The organism is Pseudomonas sp. 5Vm1k (assembly GCF_056161485.1).
This window is the reverse complement of record NZ_JBSPCZ010000002.1, coordinates 34,614-59,210: the sequence shown is the minus strand read 5'-3', so window position 1 is coordinate 59,210 and position 24,597 is coordinate 34,614. Positions and strand designations below refer to the sequence as shown.

The following is a 24,597-nucleotide window of genomic DNA, read 5'->3' as shown; positions in this document are numbered from 1 at the left end:
TCCTGTGGTTTAATTGCGCCCTTTTGCTACGCCCCCTATCGCCCGCCGCAAAGGAACACGTTCATGAGTCAGCCCACAACCAAAGTCCTGGTCATTGGTTACGTCTGGCCCGAACCCCGCTCTTCGGCGGCCAGTGGGCATGTGATGCAGATTCTGGAGACGTTTTTGCAGGAAGGCTGGGACATCACGTTCAGCAGCCCGGCGGGTGTCGGCGAACACAAGGCCGACCTCGCCGCGCTGGGCATTCGTGAATGCGCTATCGAGCTGAATAACGGCAGTTTCGACGTCTTCATCAGCGAATTGGCCCCGGATATCGTGCTGTTCGATCAGTTCATGATGGAAGAACAATTCGGCTGGCGCGTAGAGAAACACTGCCCCGATGCGTTGCGCGTGCTTGAGACGACCGACCTGCAAAGCCTGCGGCACGCCCGGCACCAGCGTCTCAAGGACCGGTTGAAGGTCAGCGCCGACGAAAACGACTTCAGCGAACTGTTTGCCCCGGCGCTGCGTGAGGAATTCGAATTGATGGCCGGCACCGACCTGGCCAAGCGCGAGATCGCCGCGCTGTACCGCTGCGATTTGAGCCTGATGATTTCGCCGGTGGAAATCGAGTTGCTGGTCGACCAGTTCAAGCTGCCGCGAGACTTGCTGCACTGGTGCCCGTTGATGCCCGACCTGCCGACAACGGCCCACACGCCATTTGAGGATCGAGCGCATTTTCTCAGCATCGGCAACTTCCGCCACGCACCGAACTGGGACGCGGTGCTCTGGATGAAAACCGCGGTGTGGCCGTTGATCCGTCAACAATTACCCGGTGCGCAACTGCATCTTTACGGCGCTTACACGCCGCCCAAAGCCACGGCGTTGCACAATCCGGCGCAGGGTTTTCACATCATGAACTGGGCAGAAGATGCGTTGCAGGTGATGTCCGCCGCAAGAATCTGCCTGGCTCCGTTGCGATTTGGCGCGGGGATCAAAGGCAAAATCGTCGATGCCATGCTGTGCGGCACGCCCACGGTGACCACGCCGATCGGAGCCGAGGGCATGAGCGACGGTCAGCCATGGCCGGGCGTAGTCGGGGAATCCGCCGAAGCATTGGCCGCCGCTGCCGTAGCGCTTTATCAGGACAAGGCGCTGTGGACCCAGGCGCAGCAGCATGGCGACCTTTTGCTCGCGGCCCAATACAGCCAGTCGCAACACGGCCCGGCCCTGATCGAGCGGCTGCAAGCCTGTCGCCGTGACTTGGCACAGCGGCGTCGGGACAACTTCACCGGCGCCATGCTGCGCCATCACGCGCATAAAAGTACGCAGTACATGGCCCAATGGATCGAGGCGAAAAATCGACACAGCGAGTCATCCGTTTCTGATTCTCGCGGGTGATTGTTGACGTGAAATAGCTGGCTTAAGGCTATGTTTGTATGGATGTTTCCATGCGTTGGAAAATCCGTGATCGGCCTCTAGGCTGTGGTCGTTGATTGATTTTTCCACGAGATCTCGCCCCCACGGATGGGGCGCCGAGTCACAGGCAGGAGCCTTGCAACATGCCTAATAGCCCCACGTCCAATGTCGACAAACAATGCTGGATGAGCAAAGTCCCCGACATTGACCGCTTGAAACTCACCGACCTCATCTGGCCCGGTACGCACAACTCGGGCATGGACAAGAAAGCCCGTAACTATGAGGTGGTCCTCGGCAACTGGACCACCTGCCAGAACGATTCGTTTGCCTGGCAACTGGCCAACGGTGCCCGCGCCTTCGATCTTCGTCTGGGTTACCTCGCAGGCTCCCCTCAGGGTACGTTTTACTTCCATCACAACGGCTACCAATCCCTGCGCGTGCTGGGTGAACTGATCGACGCGGTGAATGACTTTCTGGACCGCAACCCGGACGAGTTCATCATTCTCGACTTTCATCAGTTGCGCGACGGTAACCAGCACTTCAATTTCGGCCAGTTCAACGACTTGCTGACGCAACAACTCGGGGCACGGGCGATCTCCCCCGAGGATGAAGACAAGACCATCGGCGAACTCAAGGCTGCCAGCAGCAAGAAGCGCTTGATCATGGCCGCCAGCGGTTCCGTGGAACTGGACATGAACGTGTTCTGGATACGCATCCCTCATCACTGGAGCGGTTCGCGGTTGACCGATGTCAGCGACCTGCGTCGGCACATCGTTCGAACCCTGGAAACACCCCGCCGTGACGATTACTTCTGGTCACTGACCGCCACCAGCTACTCGTTCCTCGGTGGGCCCGTGGACATCAAGCAGCACATCAATGAATGGTTTCATTCATCGCTGGATTGGGTGACCCGCTGCAGCATCATCAGTACCGACTTTTTCGATGAGTCAGAGATCGTCGGATATTGCTGGGTTGCCAACAGCATGAGGGCGGCGCCCAGGGTGTCTTGAGTCGGGGTGCTGGCGCTGTCGGCTGTGAAAGAGGCATCATCAGGGTGCAAATAATAAAAGTGCCCTGCCATGAGCCGATCAACCAGAATTACCGATCCTTCCTACGAGTTGATGGACGACCATAACGGGTTGTCCATCATCTATCGCCAGCATGGTTTCCCGTGCCCGCTGGTGCGCTGGCATTTCCATAAGGAATACGAACTGCACCTGATCGTGGCCAGCTCCGGCAAGGTGTTCATTGGCGACTATATCGGCAACTTCTACCCGGAAACCCTGTTTCTGACCGGCCCCAACCTGCCCCACAACTGGATCAGCCAGGTGGCCGAGGATGAAGTGGTGCCCAAGCGCGACATGCTGGTCAACTTCACCGACGAACTGTTCGACAGCGGCCACTTGGTGTTTGCCGAACTCAAGACCCTGACACCGCTGCTGGAGCGTGCGAAGTACGGCATCGAATTCCGCTGCAAGCGCACCATTCGCCAGGCCATGACGCTGATGCAACGCATAGCCGACACCAAGGGCGTGACCCGGCTCGGGCATTTTTTCATTTTGCTGGAGTTGCTTGCTGCGTCCGATGACTACCAATTGCTGTCAGGGGCCACAACGACGCAACTGGCAGATGAACATAACGTTGATCGCACCAACCGGGCCGTTGATTACATTTTTGCCCATTACGCCCGGGAACTGCCGCTGGAAGAAGTCGCCGAGCACCTGGGTATGAAGCCGACGTATTTCAGCCGGGTGTTCAAACAGGCCACCGGCCGCTGTTTCATCGAATTCGTCAATCGCCTGCGGATCAGCAAGTCCTGCGAATTGTTGGCCGACGGCGACAAACCGGTGACCGATGTGTGTTTTGAGTCGGGTTTCAACAACATTTCCAACTTCAACCGGCGCTTTCAACAGCTCAAAGGCATGACGCCTTCCCATTACCGGCGATTGGCGGTGCAAAGGTTGACCGAACAAAACCTCGGTTGACCGCCTTTTCTGTAGGAGCGAGGCTTGCCCGCGAAGGCAATTTGTCTGATACACCGCCTTCGCGGGCAAGCCTCGCTCCTACAGGTTCCCCCATCACACGCCTAAAACCGATACGCAATCCATACCGGCCAATCGGCAGATAACCGTCCCTTACGCCTCTCCTCCCAAACCCCAGTGCAAAAAAGTATCGATTCAAGTGTTACGGATGATTTGTCACATCCTCAATTGAAGGCTGTAATCAGTGCACATTCTTCCCTCAGCAGGAAGACACAAAAACAATAACTGTCCTTCTGTCCCCGCTGGGTGCAGAAAAGGAGTGCACGATGCAACCTTCTGTAAAAGCTCTGCTTGCCCTCACCTGCATGACCCTCAGCAGCGTCAGTCTTGGCGCCCAGACCCTGACTATCGCCACCGTCAATAACAGCGACATGATCCGTATGCAAAAGCTCTCGAAAACCTTCGAGGCCGAGCACCCGGACATCAAGCTCAATTGGGTGGTGCTGGAAGAAAACGTCCTGCGCCAACGCCTGACTACCGACATTGCCACTCAGGGCGGACAGTTCGATGTGCTGACCATCGGCATGTACGAAGCGGCACTCTGGGGCGCCAAAGGTTGGCTGGAACCCATGAAGGACTTGCCGGCCAGTTACGCCCTCGACGACGTGTTCCCGTCGGTGCGTGAAGGTCTGTCGGTCAAGGGTTCGTTGTACGCCCTGCCGTTCTACGCCGAAAGCTCGATCACCTATTACCGCACCGACCTGTTCAAGGACGCCGGGCTGACCATGCCTGAGCATCCGACCTGGACCCAGATCAGCGAATTCGCCAGCAAACTCACCAACAAAGATAAAGAGCAGTACGGCATCTGCCTGCGTGGCAAGGCCGGTTGGGGCGAGAACATGGCGCTGATCACCACCGTCGCCAATGCCTACGGCGCGCGCTGGTTCGATGAGAAGTGGCAACCGGAATTCACCGGTCCCGAGTGGAAGAACGCGCTGAACTTCTACGTTCAGACCATGAAGGATTCCGGCCCTCCGGGCGCTTCGAGCAACGGCTTCAACGAAAACCTGGCGCTGTTCAACAGCGGCAAGTGCGCGATCTGGGTCGATGCCAGCGTCGCCGGCTCGTTCGTCACCGACAAGACCCAAAGCAAGGTCAGCGATCACGTCGGCTTTACCTATGCACCGCACGAGACCACCGACAAGGGTTCAGCCTGGTTGTACTCCTGGGCGCTGGCGATTCCGACCAGTTCCAAGGCCAAGGACGCGGCGAAAACCTTCAGCGCCTGGGCCACTTCCAAGGAATACGGCGCACTGGTCGCCGAGAAAGATGGCATCGCCAACGTACCGCCAGGTACACGAGCTTCGACCTACAGCGACGCTTATATGAAGGCTGCGCCGTTCGCCAAAGTGACCCTGGAGTCGCTGAAAGCCGCCGACCCGAGCAAACCGAGCGTCAAGCCTGTGCCTTATATCGGCATCCAGTTGGTGACCATTCCTGAGTTCCAGGGCGTTGGTACACAGGTCGGCAAGCTGTTCTCGGCGGCATTGACCGGCCAGACCACGGTCGACCAAGCCCTGGCCGCAGCCCAGCAAACCACCGAACGTGAGATGAAGCGCGCCGGTTATCCCAAGTAACCCGCAACCTGCTCCCGCCTTCTGTGGGAGCGAGCTTGCTCGCGATGACGGTCGCCCATTCAACATTGTGGGTGACTGATCCACCGCCTTCGCGAGCAAGCTCGCTCCCACATTGGATCTTCATAGGTCTGCATGAATCGGTTCTTTCGCCATGAATATTTCAACTGCCAAAGCTCAAATGGACATTCCCCAGCCGGTGCGTAAAAGCCGGTTGTCCAACCCCGGCTGGTTTCTGGTCAGCCCTTCGGTAGCGATGTTGCTGCTGTGGATGATCGTGCCGCTGGGCATGACCGTTTACTTCTCGATGATTCGCTACAACCTGCTCAACCCAGGCGAAAACGAGTTCGTCGGCCTGGACAACTTCACCTACTTCCTGACCGATTCGGGCTTCCTGCCCGGCGCCACCAATACCTTGTTGCTGGTGGGCAGCGTGCTGCTGATCAGTGTGGTGTTAGGCGTGTTGATCAGTGCGTTGCTGGAGGCCAGCGAGTTCCTCGGTCGCGGCATCGTCCGGGTGATGTTGATCTCGCCGTTTTTCATCATGCCCACCGTCGGTGCGCTGATCTGGAAGAACCTGATTTTCCATCCGGTGTCGGGGATTCTCGCCTACGTCTGGAAACTGTTCGGCGCGCAACCGGTGGACTGGCTGGCCCACTACCCGCTGCTGTCGATCATCATCATTGTGTCCTGGCAATGGCTGCCCTTCGCGATCCTGATCCTGATGACCGCCATGCAGTCTCTCGACCAGGAACAGAAAGAAGCCGCGCGCCTCGACGGTGCCGGCCCGGTCGCGATCTTCTGGCACTTGACCCTGCCGCACCTGGCACGGCCGATTGCGGTGGTGGTGATGATTGAAACGATCTTCCTGCTCTCGGTGTTCGCCGAAATCTTCACCACCACCAACGGTGGCCCCGGCTATGCCTCGACCAACCTCGCCTACCTGATCTACAACCAGGCGCTGGTGCAGTTCGATGTCGGCATGGCGTCCGCCGGCGGTTTGATCGCGGTGGTGATTGCCAACATCGCGGCCATCGTGCTGGTGCGCATGATCGGCAAAAACCTGACAGACAAAGCCTGAGGCCTGCGCCATGACTCTCCAACAATCCCGCCGTCTGCAAAGCCTGCTGCTCGGCACCCTGGCCTGGGCCATCGCGATCCTGATCTTCTTCCCGATCTTCTGGATGGTGATGACCAGCTTCAAAACCGAAATCGACGCGTTCGCCACTCCACCGCAGTTCATCTTCACGCCGACGCTGGAGAACTACCTGCACATCAACGAGCGCAGCGACTACTTCAGCTTCGCCTGGAACTCGGTAGTGATTTCGTTCAGCGCCACGGCTCTTTGCCTGCTGATTGCGGTGCCGGCGGCCTACTCGATGGCGTTCTACGAAACCAAACGCACCAAAGGCACGTTGCTGTGGATGCTCTCCACCAAAATGCTGCCACCAGTGGGCGTGCTGATGCCGATCTACCTGCTGGCCAAGAGTTTCGGCCTGCTGGACACACGCATCGCGCTGATCGTGATCTACACGCTGATCAACCTGCCGATTGTGGTCTGGATGATTTACACCTACTTCAAGGACATCCCGAAGGACATCCTCGAAGCCGCTCGCCTCGACGGGGCAACGCTGTGGCAGGAAATGGTCCGGGTGCTGCTGCCAATCGCCAAGGGTGGCCTGGCGTCCACGGTGCTGCTGTCGCTGATCCTGTGCTGGAACGAAGCGTTCTGGTCCTTGAACCTGACCTCGTCCAAAGCCGCGCCGCTGACCGCATTGATCGCCTCGTACTCAAGCCCCGAAGGTTTGTTCTGGGCCAAGTTGTCAGCCGTATCGACCCTGGCGTGTGCGCCGATCCTGATCTTCGGCTGGATCAGCCAGAAACAACTGGTCCGCGGCCTGTCGTTTGGCGCTGTGAAATAAGCCACACCCGTTACTTGTAGGAGCCAGGCTTGCCGGCGAAGGCGTCCGTCAAATCGCCTTCGCCGGCAAGTCGGATCGCCGCATCGCTGGCTCCTACAAAAAAAGCGCGCCCGGCTCAACTGAATAAAAACATTTGGAGGCCCATCACCATGGCCAACCTGAAAATCAAGAATCTGCAAAAAGGCTTCGAAGGCTTTTCCATCATCAAGGGCATCGACCTGGAAGTGAACGACAAGGAATTCGTGGTGTTCGTCGGCCCGTCGGGCTGCGGCAAGTCCACCCTGCTGCGCCTGATCGCCGGCCTGGAAGAAGTCAGCGGCGGCACCATCGAGCTCGATGGCCGCGACATCACCGAAGTCAGCCCGGCCAAGCGTGACCTGGCGATGGTGTTCCAGACCTACGCCCTGTACCCGCACATGACCGTGAAAAAGAACATGTCGTTCGCCCTCGACCTGGCCGGCGTACCGAAAGCCGAAGTCGAGAAGAAAGTCGGCGAAGCGGCGCGCATCCTCGAACTCGGGCCGATGCTCGAACGCAAACCGAAACAGCTGTCCGGCGGCCAGCGTCAGCGCGTGGCCATCGGCCGGGCGATTGTGCGTAACCCGAAAATCTTCCTGTTCGACGAACCGCTGTCCAACCTCGACGCCGCCCTGCGGGTGCAAATGCGCCTGGAGCTGTTGCGCCTGCATAAAGAACTCAAAGCCACGATGATCTACGTGACCCACGACCAGGTCGAAGCCATGACCATGGCAGACAAAGTCGTGGTGCTGAATGGCGGCAAGGTTGAGCAAGTGGGTTCGCCACTGGACCTGTATCACCAGCCGGCCAACCTGTTTGTCGCCGGGTTCCTCGGCACGCCGAAAATGGGTTTCCTCAAGGGCAAGGTTACCCGCGTCGAAAGCCAGAGCGTCGAAGTGCAACTGGACGCCGGCACTCGCATCACTCTGCCGTTGAGCGGTGCCACTTTGAGCGTCGGTGGCCCGGTGACACTGGGCATTCGCCCGGAACACCTCAACCTCGCGCAACCCGGCGACTGCACCCTGCAAGTCACCGCCGACGTCAGCGAACGCCTGGGCAGCGATACTTTCTGCCACGTCGTGACCTCGTCCGGTGAAGCACTGACCATGCGTGTTCGCGGCGACCTGGCCAGCCGTTATGGCGAGTCGCTGAGCCTGCACCTGGACGCCGAACACTGCCATTTATTCGATGCCGACGGCGTGGCACTCACCCGCCCGCTGCGCGCCGCTGCCTGACGAGACTATGCGATGAAACTCAATAAACAGAACCTCAATCGCCTCGCGCCTGAGGTGGTGCTGCCCGCCTACGCCCTGAGCGATACGCGCCAAGGCATCGCCCACATCGGCGTCGGTGGTTTCCATCGCGCGCATCAGGCGTATTACACCGATGCGTTGATGAACACGGGCGAAGGCCTGGACTGGGCAATTTGCGGAGTCGGCCTGCGCGCCGAAGACCGCCGTGCACGGGACGATTTGAAGGAACAGGATTACCTGTTCACCCTGTTTGAATTGGGCGACAACGACGACGCCGAAGTGCGGGTGATCGGCTCGATTCGCGACATGTTGCTGGCCGAAGACGGCGCTGAAGCGCTGATCGACAAACTCGCCAGCCCCGAGATCCGCATCGTCTCCCTGACCATTACCGAGGGCGGCTATTGCATCGACGACAGCAACGGCGAATTCATGGCCCACCTGCCGCTGATCCAGCACGACCTCGCGCACCCGACTGCACCGAAAACCGTGTTCGGCTTTCTTTGCGCGGCACTGGCCAAACGTCGCGCTGCCGGTACGCCAGCGTTCACCTTGATGTCCTGCGATAACCTGCCGCACAACGGCGCAGTCACTCGCAAAGCCTTGCTGGCCTTCGCCGCCCTGCGCGATGCCGATCTGCGCGACTGGATCGACCAGAACGTGAGCTTCCCTAACGCCATGGTCGACCGCATCACGCCGATGACCAGCACCGAACACAAGCTGCAATTGCATGACAAACATGCGGTCGATGATGCCTGGCCGGTGGTTTGCGAACCGTTTGTGCAATGGGTGCTGGAAGACAAGTTCGTCAACGGTCGCCCGGCCTGGGAAAAGGTCGGCGTGCAGTTCACCAACGACGTCACGCCGTACGAAGAGATGAAGATCAAGTTGCTCAACGGCAGTCACTTGGCGCTGACGTACCTGGGGTTCTTGAAGGGTTACCGCTTCGTCCACGAAACCATGAACGATCCGCTGTTCGTGCAGTACATGCGTGCCTACATGGACCTGGACGTGACGCCGCAACTGGCGCCGGTGCCGGGGATCGACCTGACGGACTACAAGAACACCCTGGTGGCGCGGTTTTCGAACCAGGCGATTGCCGACCAACTGGAGCGCGTGTGCTCGGACGGTTCGTCGAAGTTTCCGAAATTCACCGTGCCGACGCTTAACCGTTTGATTGCCGATGGTCAGGAAACCAAGCGCGCGGCGTTGGTGGTCGCGGCCTGGGCCTTGTATTTGAAGGGCGTGGACGAGAATGGCGTGACCTACGCGATTCCCGATCCGCGGGCGGCGTTCTGTCAGGCGCTGGTGGCGGATGATGCGTTGATTACTCAGCGCTTGCTGGAGGTTGAAGAGATTTTCGGCACCGCGATCCCGCGTTCGGCAGAGTTTGTTGCGGCGTTTGAATGGTGCTGCAACAGCTTGCGGGATGTGGGGGTTACGCGGACATTGGAGCGGGTGTTGGCTTAGATTGGTTGAGTGTCAGGGGGAACCACCCCTCACCCTAACCCTCTCCCCAAGGGGTCGAGGGGACTGACCGAGTTGTTTTTTTCGAGATACATCGACCTGAAACCCCGAGTCGAACTCAGGTTTGATAAGCATGGAGATCGGCTCCCTTTCCCCCTCTCCCCCTTGGGGAGAGGGCTGGGGTGAGGGGTGGCTCTTGATCGTGGCCCGTTTTCAACGTTTTGGATATCCCATGGCAAACCAACAACTATTCCTCGGCATCGACTGCGGCACCCAAGGCACCAAAGCCATCATCCTCGATGCCGTCAGCGGTCAGGTGTTGGGCCAGGGTGCCGCCGCTCACACCCTGATCAGCGGCGCCAACGGCCGGCGCGAACAAGACACCAATCAATGGCTGGAAGCCTTCACCCTGGCCACCCGCCGCGCCTTGCTCGCTGCTAACGTCGACGGCCAGGACATCCTCGGCATCGGCGTCTCCGGTCAGCAACACGGCTTGGTGCTGCTCGACGACCAAGGCCAGGTGCTGCGCCCGGCCAAGCTCTGGTGCGACACTGAGTCCACCCCGGAAAACGATCGTCTGCTCGCACATCTGGGTGGCGAAAAAGGTTCGCTGGAACGCCTCGGCATCGTCATCGCGCCGGGTTACACCGTGTCCAAGCTGCTCTGGACCAAAGAACAACATCCACAGATTTTCGCCCGCATTGCGCGCATCCTGCTGCCCCACGACTTCCTCAACTACTGGCTGACCGGACGCAGTTGCAGCGAGTACGGTGACGCGTCGGGCACCGGTTATTTCAACGTGCGCACCCGCCAATGGGACTTGCAACTGCTGCGCGACATCGACTCCACCGGACGCCTGCAAGCGGCGCTGCCGGAGCTGATCGACGCGCACGAAGCGGTCGGCACGATCCTGCCGAGCATCGCCGAACACCTGGGCATCAACCCGCAAGCGCTGGTCTCCAGTGGCGGCGGTGACAACATGATGGGCGCCATCGGCACCGGCAATATCCAGCCCGGCGCGATTACCATGAGCCTCGGCTCTTCCGGCACGGTCTACGCCTATTCCGAACAACCAAAAGTCAGCCCGGACGCGTCGGTCGCCACGTTCTGTTCCTCCAGCGGCGGCTGGTTGCCGTTGATTTGCACCATGAACCTGACCAACGCCACTGGCGTGATTCGTGAATTGTTCGAGCTGGATATCGAGCGCTTCAACGAGCTGGTCGAGCAAGCCACCATCGGCGCGGACGGCGTGTGCATGCTGCCGTTCCTCAACGGCGAACGCGTGCCCGCCCTGCCCCACGCCACCGGCAGCCTGCACGGCTTGACCATGACCAACCTGACCCAGGCCAACCTGTGCCGCGCCGCCGTCGAAGGCACGACCTTCGGTTTGCGTTATGGACTGGACCTGTTGCGTCAGAATGGCTTACAAAGCCGCAGCATCTGTTTGATTGGTGGTGGCTCGAAAAGCCCGGTGTGGCGACAGATCGTCGCCGACATCATGAACACCCCGGTGATCTGCACCGAACAAAGCGAAGCCGCGGCCCTGGGCGCGGCGATTCAAGCGGCGTGGTGCAAGTCCTGGTCTAACGGCCACGAAAGCACCCTGGCGGATTTGTGCCAGCGCTGCGTAAAACTCGATCTGGCCAGTGAAACTCTGCCGATTGCCGACAATGTGACAGCGGCGCAACAGGCCTACGAACGCTATCAACAACACGTCGCAACCCTTTAAAGAGCGAATAATTTTATGTATCTGGTGTGTGGCGAAGCGCTGTTCGATTTCTTCAGCGAAGACGATGCCAGCGGTCTGGCTTCAAAAGTGAATTTCAAGGCGATTGCCGGTGGCTCGCCGTTCAACGTGGCGGTGGGTTTGCGCCGCTTGGGTGTGGACGCGGCACTGTTCGCCGGGTTGTCCACCGATTACCTCGGCCGACGCTTGCAGCAAGTGCTGCAGGACGAAGGTGTGTGCCCGGATTACCTCGTCGATTTCGCCGCGCCGACGACGCTGGCGATGGTCGCGGTCGGCGCCAATGGCTCGCCGCACTACAGCTTCCGTGGCGAAGGTTGCGCGGATCGACAGTTACGCCTTGAGCATCTGCCAATACTGGGACCTGAAGTCCGTGGCTTGCACATCGGTTCTTTTTCGCTGGTGGTGCAGCCGATTGCCGATACGCTGCTGGCGCTGGTCGGCCGGGAAAGCGGCAAACGCCTGATCAGCCTTGATCCAAATGTGCGGCTGAACCCAGAGCCAAACATCGACCTGTGGCGTTCACGGGTTGCTGAATTGGTGGAGTTGGCCGACCTGATCAAAGTCAGTGATGAAGACTTGAGCCTGCTGTATCCCGAGCAGGACCCACAGCGCGTAATCGAAGGTTGGCTGCAGCATCGCTGTCAGTTGGTGTTCCTGACCCGTGGCGGCGAAGGTGCGACGGTGTTCAGCCGGGCCCATGGCACGTGGTCGGTGCCGGTGCGCTCGGTGAAGATTGCCGACACGGTTGGCGCTGGCGATACCTTTCAGGCTGCACTGATTACCTGGTTGACCGAGCACCAAATGGACTCGGTGGACGGCGTGCAACGACTGAGTCGTGAGCAGATCGACGCCATGCTCAAGTTTGCGGTGCAGGCCGCGGCGCTGACGTGCAGTAAGACCGGGCCAGATTTGCCGTATCGCAAGCAGTTGGATTTGCGCTGAATGTGAGGGCCTCTTCGCGGGCAAGCCTCGCTCCTACAGGATGGCGCTACGTCAATCCTGTAGGAGCGAGGCTTGCCCGCGAAAGCGCCCACCCAAACACCGCCAACCTCAAGATCACAACACCGCAAAGCTGCCTCTCACAATCCCCCCGCCTCGGCTTTGAGTCGGTAAACTGTCGCCCTTTTACGCGCATGACAGGAATACGGACTTTTGAACCCAAGGCAAACGGCTGGACTGTTACTACTCACCACGCTGCTGGCCGGTTGCAGCACCTCACCACCACGCTCCCCTAACGATATCTGCGACATCTTCCGGGAAAAGAGCGACTGGTACGACGCCGCACAAGTCACGCAAAAACGTTGGGGCGTGCCGATCCAGGTACCCTTCGCGATCATGTATCAAGAGTCCGGCTATCGTCACGACGCCAAGACGCCACGTAAATACCTGCTTTGGATCATCCCGTGGGGCCGGGTGTCGACGGCGTCGGGCTACGCCCAGGCCAAGGATGAAGTCTGGTCCGACTATCAGAAAAGCACCGGCAGACACGGCGCCGACCGCGAAGATTTCGATGATGCTATCGACTTTGTCGGTTGGTACATGGACAAAACCACCAGCATCAACGGCGTCTACAAATATGACGCCTACGGGCAGTACCTCAACTATCACGAGGGTTGGGGCGGGTATCGTCAGAAAACCTATGCCAGCAAAGCATGGTTGGTGGCTACAGCCGGTAAGGTCCAGGGCCGATCCGACCTTTATGCCCAGCAGTACGCAGGCTGCAAGAACGATCTGAATCGGGGGTTCTGGAGCCGCTTCTGGCATTGGCTATAAAAACCTTAAGGCCAAACACACCCTCGTAGGAGCTGCCGCAGGCTGCGATCTTTTAATCTTGCTTTTCTAAGCCAAAATCAAAAAATCGCAGCCTGCGGCACCTCCTACAAAGACCTATCCGTCACAACACCGAAAAGTTGTAACTCACAATCAACCTGGTCTCATCCACATCCCGGGCAAACTTCTCGTAGTTCGTCCGGTACGTCGCGTTACGCAGCCGCAAGCTCACATCCTTGAACGCCCCGCTCTGCACCACGTACTTGAGCTCGCTATCCCGTTCCCACTCCTTCCCTTCCTGATCGCTGCCCAGCACGTTGATGTGATCACCGTTCACATAGCGGGTCAGGAAACTCAGCCCGTTAATGCCGATAGCCTTGAAGTCATAGTCATAACGCAACTGCCACGAACGCTCCTGAGCGGCGGCGAAGTCGTTGACCTGCACGTAGTTGACCAGATACGGATTGGTGCCATCGAGGTAGGGCATCGAGTTATCGCCGTTCATACGCTGCCAGCCGGCGCTGAAGGTGTGGCCGCTGATGGCATAGGCCAGCATGCCGCTCAGCGCCCGATTGTCGATCGAGCCTGCACGAGCGGCGCCACTGTCGGCACTTTTCAGTACCCGCAGATCCGCTTTCAACACGCCATCGCCCAATGGTTGGTTGGCGAGCACACCGACGAAGTGCTGACGGTAGATGTCTTCCAGCTCCGCATAGTGATACTGGGCCGTCAGGCGTTCGTTGATCTTGTAGTCGAAGCCATACATGTCGAAATGGTCGGCGGTGACATTGCAGGCATAGCGCTTGTTCTTGCAGTGCACCCGGATGTCTTGCGAATCCGTCGAGTCCCGGGCGGTGTACTTGTCCAGGCGCGCGGCCATAAAGGTCAGGTCTTTCACTTCTTTGGACGTGAGCATCGCACCGTTGAACATCGTTGGCAGCAAGCGACCGTCGTTGTACTTGAGCAACGGCACATCCGGCAGCAGCGCGCCGTACTTCAATACGCTTTGCGACACCCGCACTTTGGCGGTCAGGCCGAGTTTGGCGTACTGGTCCTTCGAGCCGCGCGGGTTTTCACCGCTGGACGGCAGCAAGCCGCTGCTACTGCTGTCGGCACTGGAATCGAGCTTGAGCCCAAGCATGCCCAGCGCATCAATACCAAAACCGACGGTGCCCTCGGTGTAACCCGATTGCAGGTTGAGAATGAAACCTTGCGCTGACTCTTCACGCTTGGAGGCGCCCTGGTCGTTACTGGTGTGCCCATCACGGAAGTCGCGGTTGAAATACACCGTGCGCGATTCGATTTTCGCCGTGGTGTCGTCGATAAAACCGCTGGCTTGAACCGTCCCGGTAAAACCGGCGCACAGGGCTAAAGCGCCGATGCCGAATGACTGGCGGGCAGTGATGAGGGGAAATGGGGGACGCATGAAAAAAGCTCCAACAGTGCAGCGTTTGCGCAAGGCGCAATAAGCCAAAAATAGCGTTCGCCCTGGGCCGGTGACGGGCCAGAGTGAAGTGAACACACGGGGGTGATCGGCAATGATGGCAGAAGGCTTTTACGTACTGAAGGCGACTTTAGTCTGAAACTGACTGCCTGTTCTCGAGTGCAGGCGCTTTCCAATCGGCCCTTAGTGCGACCGCAGATGTAGAAATCCTGCGCAATCATTGGCCCAGCCCCCGAACACAGGGGATTTCCCTATGCTCAAGCAGGGCATTTGCGCCTTGAACGAGGCTGGTTAATCCTGCACCATCCGCCCCAGCTTATTCAAAGGACGGAATTCAAGGCATGCTGGACGCGAACGCAATCCATATCACCCTCACGCTGGAGGGTGCTTCCGCCGACCTGCAAGTGCTCAGTTTCGTCGGTCGCGAAGCCCTCAACCAACCATTCTGTTTCGACATCGAACTGGTCAGCACCCGCCCCGACCTGAAACTCGAAGAGCTGCTGCACAAGCCTGGCTGCCTGACTTTCGGCGCCACCGGCAAAGGCATCATCCATGGCCTGGTCTATCGCATCGAGCAAGGCGATTCCGGCAAAAAACTGACCCGCTACAGCATCAGCCTGGTGCCGCAACTCGCCTACCTGCGGCACAACCACGACCAGCAAATCTTCCAGCATCTGACGGTGCCGAAGATCATCGGCCAGGTCCTCGAAGCGCGGGGCATTCTGTCCGATGCCTACAGCTTCCAGCTCGGCGCGATCTACCCCGAACGCGATTACTGCGTGCAGTACGACGAATCGGACCTGCAGTTCATCCAGCGCCTGTGCGAAGAAGAAGGCATTCACTTCCACTTCCAGCACTCCGCCAGCGGCCACAAACTGGTGTTCGGCGACGACCAGACCGTATTCCGCAAACTCGCGCCCGTGGCCTACCAGCAAGACTCTGGCATGGCCGCCGAGAAAACCGTGATCAAGCGCTTCAACCTGCGCCTGGAAACCCGCACCACCCGCGTCAGCCGCCGGGACTACGATTTCGAAAAACCACGCATCCTTCCTGAAGGCACCGCCAAAAGCACCTTCGCCCCGGATCTCGAAGACTACGACTACCCCGGCCGCTTCACCGACCGCGAGCGCGGCAAGCAACTGGCGACCCGCGCCCTTGAACGCCATCGCAGCGACTACAAGCTAGCCGAAGGCAAAAGTGACGAACCAATCCTGGTCAGCGGCCACTTCCTGGCCCTGAGCGAACACCCGCGTGCCGAGTGGAATGACCTCTGGCTGCTGCTGGAAGTCGTCCACGAAGGCAAACAGCCGCAAGTGCTTGGCGAAAACACCACCAGTGACGTCACCGACAACAAAGACGATTTCCACCAGGGTTACCGCAACCGCTTCCTCGCCACCCCGTGGGACGCGCACTTCCGCCCTGCCCTCGAACACCCGAAAGCAAAAATCCTCGGCAGCCAGACCGCCATCGTCACCGGCCCCAAAGGCGAAGAAATCCACACCGACCAGTACGGCCGCGTCAAAGTCCAATTCCACTGGGACCGCGAAGGCCAGGCCGACGACAACACCACCTGCTGGCTACGCGTCGCCACCGGCTGGGCCGGCAACGCCTACGGCGGCATCGCCGTCCCGCGCATCGGCATGGAAGTGCTGGTGTCGTTTATGGAAGGCGACCCGGATCAGCCGCTGGTCACCGGCTGCCTGTACCACAAGGAAAACGTCGTCCCCTACGACCTGCCGGCAAACAAAACCCGCAGCACCTTCAAGACCCTCAGCTCACCGGGCGGCAAGGGCTACAACGAATTCCGGATTGAAGACAAAAAAGGTGCGGAACAGATCTACCTGCACGCTCAGCGCGACTGGGATGAAAACATCGAGCACGACCAGAAGATTCGCGTTGGCAATGAACGGCATGACACCGTTGAAGCGAATGTTTTAAGCGAATTCAAGGTTGAAGAACATCGCATCACCCACCTGGATCGCAAGACTGAAACGCGTGCAAATGATCACCTCACGGTTGGCGTGACCCAGCATGTGAAGGTGGGGACGGCGCTGTTTGTCGAGGCCGGGCAAGAGATTCACTACAACGCCGGGGAAAAGGTTGTGGTTGAAGGTGGCATGGAGCTGACGGCCAAGGGTGGCGGGAGCTTTGTGAAGGTGGATGCGGGTGGTGTCACGATCAGTGGCGCCAATGTGAAGGTTAACTCGGGTGGCGCACCCGGCGCGGGCACGGGTATTCAAGCTCTCATCCCATTGATTCCCCTACCAGCCCATAGCGACACAGCCGGCAAGTTACTGGACCGCAAAGAAATAGCGACAGCGGTTGAGTACGACATGGATTTCGTCATCACGGACCAAAATAGCGGCCTGCCCCTACCCAACTTTCCATACATCATCAAAACAACGTCGGGAAAGACGTTGATTGGTCGCACAGACGAGCAAGGGCGCACTCGAAAAATCAGCAGTTTCGAAGCTGAAACAGCAGTAATTGAAGTTTACGATGACGTCCCTCCAATCAACCCTCACTGGGATGTTTAACGTGCCGACAAAAAAGCCTTTAGCCACCAGCCAAAAACCTTTAACACCGACGACTGATAAGACCTCCGCAGTCGTGATGGTTGATGACAGCAAAAGATTGAAAGAAATCCGGGCACTTGTAGAAGCAAATAATAAATCGTCAATCGACACCGATACAATAATTTGTCAAATTTACATGGAGTCTCGTTTTGACCCAAAGGCGGATGCTTCTGGCAGTTCAGCGCGTGGCTTAATGCAGCTACTTAAAGCACCTATACGAGAATTGTATAGAGTAGAAGATTTGAACAAGCCAAAAGCTCAGCGAACTGATGAAACGAAGTTATATCTGGAGGCCGATAAATTTCACGACAGCGATGAACTTTTGGATGAAGCCACAAATATACGCACTGGTACAAAATATCTCGAAATTCTTTACCAGCGGCAGATCCGCAAAGGAGCAGCGGACCCCACTGCCGAAGCTTACAAAAAATACCGTGGCACGGATGACGGAATATATTACCGCAAGATCAAGAAGGCCTCAGAGAAGCTTCATGCAGCTCCCAACTCGATGCAGATCCTAAGGGATATGGTCAAATGAAAAGAAGTTTCTTTATCGTCGGGCTTATAACATTTTGCATTCAAGCGTCTGCTGCCCAACCCAAATTAGACTCCGTAATCGACTGTGAACTGGCGGGTCCGAAAAACACGATTTCACTACTGCGTGGCTCACCGATTGTTGACTCCTATATTTATAAAATCGGCACCACCAAAAAAAATCAGTTTATATACGACGATGCTGATTCATCTCGAGGAAGCGATGTACAGTGGCAATGCGTCTCGAATCAAGACAATCTAAAATTCCTGGTGCTTTCGGGAGAATTTACTTCAAACTTCCTACAGGGCGCCTTGTTCTATTTTGACTCAGCAAAAGGAAAAATAGAGCGTATCAATTTTGCCGAAAGAAATCGTCCTCGCTGGATAAAAACATCAAAAAACGGACCGGAAGTTATTTTTGAAAATACGGGCAATGAAAGCTCGCATAAATACTTGAGCTACGGAAAAAACGGTATCCACCTTGAGTTTGACGAGCCTCCACTTATTTCAAGTAAAAACGGTAAAGAGCTTCTTGAGCTGAATATCCTTAAGCCATGACTGGGGAGACAATGGCAGACTGACTGTTAGCGATAATGCCTCGGGCAGCTCTCTTCCATTGGCCTCATAGAATGAGTTGTATTTTCGAGGCGCTTACCCACGCGGCACTGAGCAATAAGCTACATACGATAACCTGAGCGGCTTGGGATGCGACATGACCATGGACAGAAGACAACAATTCTTGAGTGAGGCACGCTCCGATAACTTCTTTATTAATTACGAAGAGACCATTAGTTTTTTTCGAAAAAAAAACATTCCAGGTGGACTGTGAAGCACAGGAAAAAGCTGGTAGAGCCAGGCATTTTCAAAAATTAATATTTAAAGAAATATTGATTCGCCACACAACAGGGCCTTGTTTACACCTGCACAAGCGGAGACTCGTCGCCGTTTCGATCAGGGCGACGTCATGTCGATTGCAGATGACTCCAAGCGGGGCAACGCAACTTGGTATTGGGTGAGTTAATAGCAAGATCATTCCTGACAATAAAATACGATCATTGCCCCGGGATCTTGAGATGACACTTATGAACGTACGACAACACCTATTCAGTAAAAAACACTATGCAAATTTCCTCCGCGAACATGACGAAGTTATTGAGTTTTTCAAAAGTAATACATTCCAATCTGACTCGATCGAGCAGGAAGCCTCTGTGCGTGCCAGTTATTTTCAAACCCTGGCGCTCGATAGACTGCTCGCCGCATATACCGGCGGAGAGATCATAGAGTCTCTTATCCCTCTGCTTGAAGACGTGATTGAAAAGTACGAAGTTCGTCAGCAAATGTTGGCCAAGTATGAGAACTCTCCAAAAATCTCGCCGTTGGCGATGGACGACTGGCCAGATCAATACGAAGAAGCTGTTCAAGTGATCGGTTTTTGCGTCCTGCTGCATCGCACAGACTTGCTTCCGCGCTTCGTCAAGCTCATGGACGAAGCGGGATATGCTGGCGACGACACGCTTTATGAGGACTTGTTAAAGAAGGTTTTGCCTGACCGTCACGATGTCGATCAGTGGTATCACGACGTCTACACCCCCCTTATTCAGGCGATCTACATCGAAAATAAAGAAGAGCAGCCAACGTTGCTCCGACAGTATTGTGATGGTTGGTATTCAGCTTTCGAGCAAGCACCGTGGCACGATACTCATCATCAAGGGGAAGATGGTAACTACGTGGGTTATTGGGCCATCGAAGCTGGAGCAATCGCCTTTTTATACGGCATGGACGACAGCGAAATCGATCACATGGTGTACCCGACAGCGTTAGTTGAATACGCTAGAAACAATAAGACAGCGAGCGGCTCCCGGATTGGCCGAATTGTTGCTGGTGAGCCCTGCAGCAAAACAGGCTACTGGTTCACCCCGATAGAGGCGAATTCAAGACGTCACTTCCAACAAAGCGAAGTCATGCCGAGCGCTATCGACTCTAGTAGCGGCGTTACACTCTGGTATTGGTCGGGCGGACAATAAAATGCCAATAAGACAATCGTTATTCAGTGAAAACCATTACAACAACTTTCTTAGGGAGCACGATGAAGTTATCGAGCTCCTAAAGACAAACACTTTTCAGTCTGACTCTGCTGAAGAAGAGGCAGCAATTCGTTCAAGGCACATTCAAAGGTTGGCACTGGACAGGCTCTTGGCCGCTTACACTGCAGGAGAAGAAATCACTTCTCTCGTGCCATTGCTTGAAGACCTCATAGAAAAATACGAAATCAGACAAGCTACACTGGAGGCATATGAAAATATGCCTGATATAGCTCCGCTCGCAATAGACGATTGGCCTTGCGAATATGAAGAGTGCGTGCAGGCTATAGGATTTTGCATTCTGTTACAGCGCACTGATCTACTTAAGCGCTTTGTCAAACTAATGGACAGTGCAGGCTATGCCGATAGCGATACGCTGTACGAAGATTTATTGACCAAACTGCTGCCGAATAGACACGATATAGACTACTGGTTTCACGACGTCTACTCGCCTTTGATTCAGGCCATTTATGCAGAGAGCAAAGAGGAAGCTACCGAGTTTCTTAAACAATACTGCGAGCAATGGTATTCAGCCTTCGAACAAGCCCCGTGGCACGACCTTCATCATCAAGGCGAGGACGGTAACTACGTAGGCTATTGGGCTATAGAGGCTGGGGCCATCGCCTTTTTATACGGCATCGACGACAGCACAATAGACCACATGGTATACCCCACGCACTTGGTCGAATATGCCAGAGAATATAAGGCAGCTACTGGCTCCAAGGTTGGATCACAATGAATAAACGACAAGAATTCCTCACCGAGACCCGATACGCGAACTTCCTGGCTTACAGCGAAGAGACCAAAATATTCTGGAAGACCCACACATTCGAGTCAGATTCTCCCGAACAAGAAGCCTCCCTAAGGGCTGCTCACTTTAAAAGTGTGGCGCGAAGAAAACTATTTATTTCCTATACAGCCGGAGTGGAAATCCATTCGCTGGTGCCATTGCTTGAAGAACTGATATCCGCCTACGAAGAGCGTCAAAGAAAACTTTCAATCTCCGAGGGGATAATCAATATTTCGCCCCTCGCCATTGATGACTGGCCAGATGAGTATGAAGAATGCGTACAAGTTTTTAGCCTGTGCATCTTGCTTAACAGAACAGATTTGCTAAAACGATTTTCCAAACTTATTGACGATGCCAATTACAAGGGCGAAGACACGCTCTATGAAGACTTGCTGTGCAAGCGACTACCCGACCGAGAAGATGTCGATGAGTGGTACCACGATGTCTACACTCCTTTAATAGAAGCTATCTACGCAGATGAAAAAGCCGAGGCGTCTCAGTTGCTAGCCGATTATTGTGAACAATGGTACGCGGCATTTAGCCAAGCCCCCTGGCACGATTCGCACTTGAATGGAGACGAAGGCAGCTATGTAGGGTATTGGGCATTCGAGGCGGGTGCTATCGCGTTTTTATATGGAATCGATGACAGCAAAATCACCCATAGCGTATATCCAAGGGATTTGGTCGAATATGCGAGAGCACATGAAGGTTAGACAGGCATTCTACAGTGAAGCAAACTATAAAATCTTCCTGAAGGAATACGATGAAGTTATTGAGTTTTGCAAAACCAACACATTCGAATCTGACTCTCCTGAGCAGGAGGCTTCCCTTAGAGCACGTCATTTTCAAGACTTATTGCTTGATAGAATTCTGGCTTGCTATACGGCAGGCGAAGAGATTGCGACGCTGATACCACTGCTTGAAATGCTCATAGAGAAATACGAAATATCCCAGAGCGCGTTGGCGGTCTACGAACAACTCCCAAACATCTCACCTCTCGCGATAGATGATTGGCCGGACCAGTATGAAGAATGCGTACAAGTCATAAGCTTGTGTATCCTGCTGCATCGTATCGATCTATTGAAGCGGTTCGTGATTCTGATAGATCAGGCTGGATACATTGGCGATGACACGCTGTATGAAGACCTGTTGTGCAAAGTACTGCCGAACAGACATGACGTTGATCAATGGTATCACGATGTATATACCCCGCTGATTCAAGCCATCTATGCCAAGACCAAAGAGCAATCCAGCAAGCTTCTAGGTGACTATTGTGAACAGTGGTATCGCGCATTTCCGCATGCGCCTTGGCATGATACGCACCTGCAGGGAGACTGCGGAAATTACGTTGGCTATTGGGCAATCGAAGCCGCCGCAATCGCATTCTTATACGACATTGATGATAGTAAAATCGATCACATGGTTTACCCAAAAGCTTTAGTCGACTACGCCAGAAACAACATCAATATTGACCGAAGCAAAGAAACATGATCAAAAGACAAAAATTCCTTACCGAGCAGAGATACGGTAATTTTTTAAGCAATTATAAAAAGTCATTTGCATTCTGGAAAGACAAGCTGTTTCAAGCAGACTCTCCCGAGCATGAGCAGTCTTTAAGAGCCAGGCATTTTCAAACGCTTTATTTGAACAATATTTTAATGCGTTATACCGCCGGAGAAAAAATCCACAACTTGCCACCCCTGCTAGAGACGCTCGTAGATGGCTATGAGATCCTGCAACACAAGCGGGCTCAATATGAACAAATTGAAAACATCACACCGCTGATAATTGATGACTGGATTGACGAGTATCAGGAATGCTTACAGGTGATCAGTCTCTGTATTCTTCTGCATCGCCGAGACTTACTGAAACGATTCGTTTTGCTGATAGATAATGCCGGTTATGCAGGCACGGATACGCTTTATGAAGATCTACTGGCCAAGATTCTTCCCGACCGTGAAGATGTCGATCAGTGGTATCACGACGCTTATACCCTGCTGATTCAAGCCATTTACGTCGAAGATAAAAATAACGCACCCGAACTATTGAAAAAATATTGTACAAATTGGTATTCGTCCTTTGATCATGCCCCTTGGCATGACACGCACGAGGATGGCGACGAAGGAAGTTACATTGGTTATTGGGCGCTGGAGGCGGGAGCCATTGCGTTTCTGTACGATATCGATGACAGCAACATTGACCATACGGTTTACCCAAAAGACCTGGTCAACTACGCTAGAGGTCTAACCCATTGATTAAACGACAAGAATATTTTAGTGAAAACCACTACAAGATCTTCTTGAGAGGACACGACGAAGCTATTGAGTTTTTCAAGACAAATACATTCCAGTCGGACTCTCCCGAAGAGGAAGCAGATATTCGCTCAAGATTCTTTCAACGCATGGCACTTTATAAACTTCTGGCGGCCTACTCCGCAGGAGAAGAGATCAGTTCCTTCCCCCCTCTGCTTGAAGACCTAATTGATAAATATGAAATCAGACAGGCCAAACTTGCAGAAGCCGAACAATCCCCTGGTATCTCTCCGCTTGCGATAGATGTATACCCTTACCAGTATGAAGAATGCGTTCAAGTCATAGGACTTTGCATCCTGCTACACCGCACAGATCTGCTCGGCAGATTTGTAAAGCTTATAGACAATGCCGGCTATGCGGGGGATGACACGCTGTATGAGGATTTACTTTGCAAAGTACTTCCTGATCGACAGGATATAGATCAGTGGTATCACGACGTCTATTCGCCGCTAGTTCAAGCCATCTATGCGAAGACGAAAGAAGATGCCACCGGTTATCTTGAGAAGTATTGCAGCGAATGGTACGACGCATTTACACAGGCGCCATGGCATGACACCCACTTACAGGGAGAAGGCGGCAGCTATGTTGGGTATTGGGCGATAGAGGCCGGGGCAATTGCGTTCTTATACGACATCGACGACAGCAAAATCGATCATTTGGTTTATCCAAAAGACTTGGTCGAATATGCTAGAACAGTAAACACTAGATAAAAAATACGACTATGAATGCATTGGAAAAATTATCTGACCAGGCTCCTAATCTGGCCTTTGAACTGCCGGATAGCACACCGGTCATCAGGCTGGGGCTGATTGCCACAATTTACTTCAAAGAAGGCTATTTTCTGGAAAGCAAAAAAAACGTCATAGAATGCTTTGATCGTTTCAAGGAGGAGTTTGGGCGACATCTAAAAGGGCATTTTGATGGTCAATATAAAAAACTGACAAGCGACAGTTTCAAAAAAACGACTCTTGAGATTCTTCGAACTGATTCGAACGAACAATATGAATGGCACATCAGCAGCGCTCCAACTGCAAGTGAGGCCGCGGAATACAGTCTTTCGGCTTTGAATTCTTTTGAAGTCCATGGAGACCACAAGCGCTCATATCTGAAGATCACTTTGCCTTGGACTTTTTTGCTGGAAGCTGATGGCGCCACTCGATATCAAAATTGGCTAGTTTACCTCTGTAACCAGGTCAAGGCTGAACATGGTTATGGCGGTCTTTCCAGTGTTCTGCCTTATGACTTCGATAGCTACATGCCAATGGAATTTCAGTTGGCTCAGCAGTTCCCCGGACTTGAAGTAGACACCATGGTGCATAACTTTAAGCGAGAACTGCTTGATCACATCAAGGGTGTGAACTGGTACACCGTTCTCGGGAATCAGTTTGTGGAGCGTCTAGGAGGTGAAAACCTGTTACGCCATGCTTTTAGTTGCCATGGCAATGTAGAGATATTGAGTTATGACAGCGGATTGATCATCCGTGCCGGCGACTATCCCCAGCTCGGTGCGCAGGATGAGGAACCGCCCGCAGCCTATGTTGCCGTCAATGAAATCGTCAAAACCTTACGCATCGCAGAGCCAGAACAACTCCAGTCCCATTCGCCCTATGGCCCGACCTTCGGAGAAGACACCACTGCGCAGTGGTTCAAGCGATTCGACAAGGAATAGCCC

At 55.0% G+C, this 24,597-nt stretch carries 22 protein-coding genes; 21 read left to right on the top strand and 1 reads right to left on the bottom strand.

Going from position 1 to position 24,597, the window contains the following annotated elements; all coding sequences use genetic code 11:
- Positions 1-63 precede the first annotated feature (63 nt).
- The 11 genes from ACWIKB_RS04125 (at position 64) to ACWIKB_RS04075 (ending at position 13,191) form a co-directional block, all read left to right on the top strand.
- Positions 64-1,380: a glycosyltransferase gene (locus tag ACWIKB_RS04125; RefSeq protein WP_475265450.1), complete on the top strand. Its 1,317-nt coding sequence runs from the start codon at positions 64-66 to the stop codon at positions 1,378-1,380.
- 161 nt (positions 1,381-1,541) lie between these two features.
- Positions 1,542-2,408: a phosphatidylinositol-specific phospholipase C domain-containing protein gene (locus tag ACWIKB_RS04120; protein ID WP_475265449.1), complete on the top strand. Its 867-nt coding sequence runs from the start codon at positions 1,542-1,544 to the stop codon at positions 2,406-2,408.
- A 69-nt stretch (positions 2,409-2,477) separates the two neighbouring features.
- Complete coding sequence (locus ACWIKB_RS04115) at positions 2,478-3,383, top strand: AraC family transcriptional regulator (protein WP_475265448.1); 906 nt, start codon at positions 2,478-2,480, stop codon at positions 3,381-3,383.
- A gap of 323 nt (positions 3,384-3,706) precedes the next feature.
- A complete protein-coding gene (locus ACWIKB_RS04110) occupies positions 3,707-5,017 on the top strand; it encodes an ABC transporter substrate-binding protein (protein ID WP_475265447.1) in 1,311 nt (436 codons plus the stop codon).
- Between the two features lie 178 nt (positions 5,018-5,195).
- A complete protein-coding gene (locus ACWIKB_RS04105; protein ID WP_475265855.1) occupies positions 5,196-6,095 on the top strand; it encodes a carbohydrate ABC transporter permease in 900 nt (299 codons plus the stop codon).
- 10 nt (positions 6,096-6,105) lie between these two features.
- The gene (locus ACWIKB_RS04100) at positions 6,106-6,936 is read left to right on the top strand and encodes a carbohydrate ABC transporter permease (RefSeq protein WP_033055010.1); all 831 of its coding nucleotides are present in this window, start codon (positions 6,106-6,108) and stop codon (positions 6,934-6,936) included.
- A 149-nt stretch (positions 6,937-7,085) separates the two neighbouring features.
- A complete protein-coding gene (locus ACWIKB_RS04095) occupies positions 7,086-8,189 on the top strand; it encodes an ABC transporter ATP-binding protein (RefSeq protein ID WP_475265446.1) in 1,104 nt (367 codons plus the stop codon).
- 12 nt (positions 8,190-8,201) lie between these two features.
- On the top strand, positions 8,202-9,674 hold the full coding sequence (locus ACWIKB_RS04090; RefSeq protein WP_475265445.1) for a mannitol dehydrogenase family protein: 1,473 nt from the start codon (positions 8,202-8,204) through the stop codon (positions 9,672-9,674).
- Between the two features lie 229 nt (positions 9,675-9,903).
- Positions 9,904-11,400 (top strand): xylulokinase, encoded by a 1,497-nt coding sequence (gene xylB / locus ACWIKB_RS04085; protein ID WP_475265444.1) that lies wholly within the window; start codon positions 9,904-9,906, stop codon positions 11,398-11,400.
- A 15-nt stretch (positions 11,401-11,415) separates the two neighbouring features.
- Entirely contained in the window at positions 11,416-12,360 is a 945-nt protein-coding gene (locus ACWIKB_RS04080) for a carbohydrate kinase family protein (RefSeq protein ID WP_475265443.1), read from the top strand.
- A 210-nt stretch (positions 12,361-12,570) separates the two neighbouring features.
- Positions 12,571-13,191 carry a transglycosylase SLT domain-containing protein gene (locus ACWIKB_RS04075; RefSeq protein ID WP_475265442.1) on the top strand — a complete coding sequence of 207 codons (621 nt, stop codon included), beginning with the start codon at positions 12,571-12,573 and terminating at the stop codon, positions 13,189-13,191.
- A gap of 121 nt (positions 13,192-13,312) precedes the next feature.
- Here ACWIKB_RS04075 and ACWIKB_RS04070 read toward each other — a convergent pair whose 3' ends face one another.
- Positions 13,313-14,614, bottom strand: a complete 1,302-nt coding sequence (locus ACWIKB_RS04070) for an OprD family porin (RefSeq protein ID WP_475265441.1) — start codon at positions 14,612-14,614, stop codon at positions 13,313-13,315.
- Between the two features lie 359 nt (positions 14,615-14,973).
- Between ACWIKB_RS04070 and ACWIKB_RS04065 the strand changes: the two genes are divergently transcribed.
- The 10 genes from ACWIKB_RS04065 (at position 14,974) to ACWIKB_RS04020 (ending at position 24,594) form a co-directional block, all read left to right on the top strand.
- Positions 14,974-17,169, top strand: coding sequence for a type VI secretion system Vgr family protein (locus tag ACWIKB_RS04065; protein ID WP_475265440.1), 2,196 nt, complete (start codon positions 14,974-14,976; stop codon positions 17,167-17,169).
- On the top strand, positions 17,132-17,746 hold the full coding sequence (locus ACWIKB_RS04060; protein WP_475265439.1) for a transglycosylase SLT domain-containing protein: 615 nt from the start codon (positions 17,132-17,134) through the stop codon (positions 17,744-17,746). The genes ACWIKB_RS04065 and ACWIKB_RS04060 overlap by 38 nt, the downstream gene beginning before the upstream one ends.
- Entirely contained in the window at positions 17,743-18,300 is a 558-nt protein-coding gene (locus tag ACWIKB_RS04055; protein WP_475265438.1) for a hypothetical protein, read from the top strand. The genes ACWIKB_RS04060 and ACWIKB_RS04055 overlap by 4 nt, the downstream gene beginning before the upstream one ends.
- A gap of 524 nt (positions 18,301-18,824) precedes the next feature.
- Positions 18,825-19,766, top strand: coding sequence for a PoNe immunity protein domain-containing protein (locus ACWIKB_RS04050; protein ID WP_475265437.1), 942 nt, complete (start codon positions 18,825-18,827; stop codon positions 19,764-19,766).
- 1 nt (position 19,767) lies between these two features.
- Complete coding sequence (locus ACWIKB_RS04045) at positions 19,768-20,562, top strand: PoNe immunity protein domain-containing protein (protein ID WP_475265436.1); 795 nt, start codon at positions 19,768-19,770, stop codon at positions 20,560-20,562.
- Positions 20,559-21,326: a PoNe immunity protein domain-containing protein gene (locus ACWIKB_RS04040; RefSeq protein ID WP_475265435.1), complete on the top strand. Its 768-nt coding sequence runs from the start codon at positions 20,559-20,561 to the stop codon at positions 21,324-21,326. The genes ACWIKB_RS04045 and ACWIKB_RS04040 overlap by 4 nt, the downstream gene beginning before the upstream one ends.
- Complete coding sequence (locus ACWIKB_RS04035; protein ID WP_475265434.1) at positions 21,316-22,104, top strand: PoNe immunity protein domain-containing protein; 789 nt, start codon at positions 21,316-21,318, stop codon at positions 22,102-22,104. The genes ACWIKB_RS04040 and ACWIKB_RS04035 overlap by 11 nt, the downstream gene beginning before the upstream one ends.
- On the top strand, positions 22,101-22,868 hold the full coding sequence (locus tag ACWIKB_RS04030) for a PoNe immunity protein domain-containing protein (RefSeq protein WP_475265433.1): 768 nt from the start codon (positions 22,101-22,103) through the stop codon (positions 22,866-22,868). The genes ACWIKB_RS04035 and ACWIKB_RS04030 overlap by 4 nt, the downstream gene beginning before the upstream one ends.
- Positions 22,865-23,635, top strand: a complete 771-nt coding sequence (locus ACWIKB_RS04025; RefSeq protein WP_475265432.1) for a PoNe immunity protein domain-containing protein — start codon at positions 22,865-22,867, stop codon at positions 23,633-23,635. The genes ACWIKB_RS04030 and ACWIKB_RS04025 overlap by 4 nt, the downstream gene beginning before the upstream one ends.
- 11 nt (positions 23,636-23,646) lie before the next feature.
- The gene (locus ACWIKB_RS04020; RefSeq protein ID WP_475265431.1) at positions 23,647-24,594 is read left to right on the top strand and encodes a type VI immunity family protein; all 948 of its coding nucleotides are present in this window, start codon (positions 23,647-23,649) and stop codon (positions 24,592-24,594) included.
- Positions 24,595-24,597 lie beyond the last annotated feature (3 nt).

Bases quoted from the DNA above. Each gene is read 5' to 3' on its own strand.
- ACWIKB_RS04125 (WP_475265450.1), top strand. From the start codon at position 64: ATGAGTCAGCCCACAACCAAAGTCCTGGTCATTGGTTACGTCTGGCCC.
- ACWIKB_RS04120 (WP_475265449.1), top strand. From the start codon at position 1,542: ATGCCTAATAGCCCCACGTCCAATGTCGACAAACAATGCTGGATGAGC.
- ACWIKB_RS04115 (WP_475265448.1), top strand. From the start codon at position 2,478: ATGAGCCGATCAACCAGAATTACCGATCCTTCCTACGAGTTGATGGAC.
- ACWIKB_RS04110 (WP_475265447.1), top strand. From the start codon at position 3,707: ATGCAACCTTCTGTAAAAGCTCTGCTTGCCCTCACCTGCATGACCCTC.
- ACWIKB_RS04105 (WP_475265855.1), top strand. From the start codon at position 5,196: ATGGACATTCCCCAGCCGGTGCGTAAAAGCCGGTTGTCCAACCCCGGC.
- ACWIKB_RS04100 (WP_033055010.1), top strand. From the start codon at position 6,106: ATGACTCTCCAACAATCCCGCCGTCTGCAAAGCCTGCTGCTCGGCACC.
- ACWIKB_RS04095 (WP_475265446.1), top strand. From the start codon at position 7,086: ATGGCCAACCTGAAAATCAAGAATCTGCAAAAAGGCTTCGAAGGCTTT.
- ACWIKB_RS04090 (WP_475265445.1), top strand. From the start codon at position 8,202: ATGAAACTCAATAAACAGAACCTCAATCGCCTCGCGCCTGAGGTGGTG.
- xylB (WP_475265444.1), top strand. From the start codon at position 9,904: ATGGCAAACCAACAACTATTCCTCGGCATCGACTGCGGCACCCAAGGC.
- ACWIKB_RS04080 (WP_475265443.1), top strand. From the start codon at position 11,416: ATGTATCTGGTGTGTGGCGAAGCGCTGTTCGATTTCTTCAGCGAAGAC.
- ACWIKB_RS04070 (WP_475265441.1), bottom strand. From the start codon at position 14,614: ATGCGTCCCCCATTTCCCCTCATCACTGCCCGCCAGTCATTCGGCATC.
- ACWIKB_RS04065 (WP_475265440.1), top strand. From the start codon at position 14,974: ATGCTGGACGCGAACGCAATCCATATCACCCTCACGCTGGAGGGTGCT.
- ACWIKB_RS04060 (WP_475265439.1), top strand. From the start codon at position 17,132: ATGACGTCCCTCCAATCAACCCTCACTGGGATGTTTAACGTGCCGACA.
- ACWIKB_RS04055 (WP_475265438.1), top strand. From the start codon at position 17,743: ATGAAAAGAAGTTTCTTTATCGTCGGGCTTATAACATTTTGCATTCAA.
- ACWIKB_RS04050 (WP_475265437.1), top strand. From the start codon at position 18,825: ATGAACGTACGACAACACCTATTCAGTAAAAAACACTATGCAAATTTC.
- ACWIKB_RS04045 (WP_475265436.1), top strand. From the start codon at position 19,768: ATGCCAATAAGACAATCGTTATTCAGTGAAAACCATTACAACAACTTT.
- ACWIKB_RS04040 (WP_475265435.1), top strand. From the start codon at position 20,559: ATGAATAAACGACAAGAATTCCTCACCGAGACCCGATACGCGAACTTC.
- ACWIKB_RS04035 (WP_475265434.1), top strand. From the start codon at position 21,316: ATGAAGGTTAGACAGGCATTCTACAGTGAAGCAAACTATAAAATCTTC.
- ACWIKB_RS04030 (WP_475265433.1), top strand. From the start codon at position 22,101: ATGATCAAAAGACAAAAATTCCTTACCGAGCAGAGATACGGTAATTTT.
- ACWIKB_RS04020 (WP_475265431.1), top strand. From the start codon at position 23,647: ATGAATGCATTGGAAAAATTATCTGACCAGGCTCCTAATCTGGCCTTT.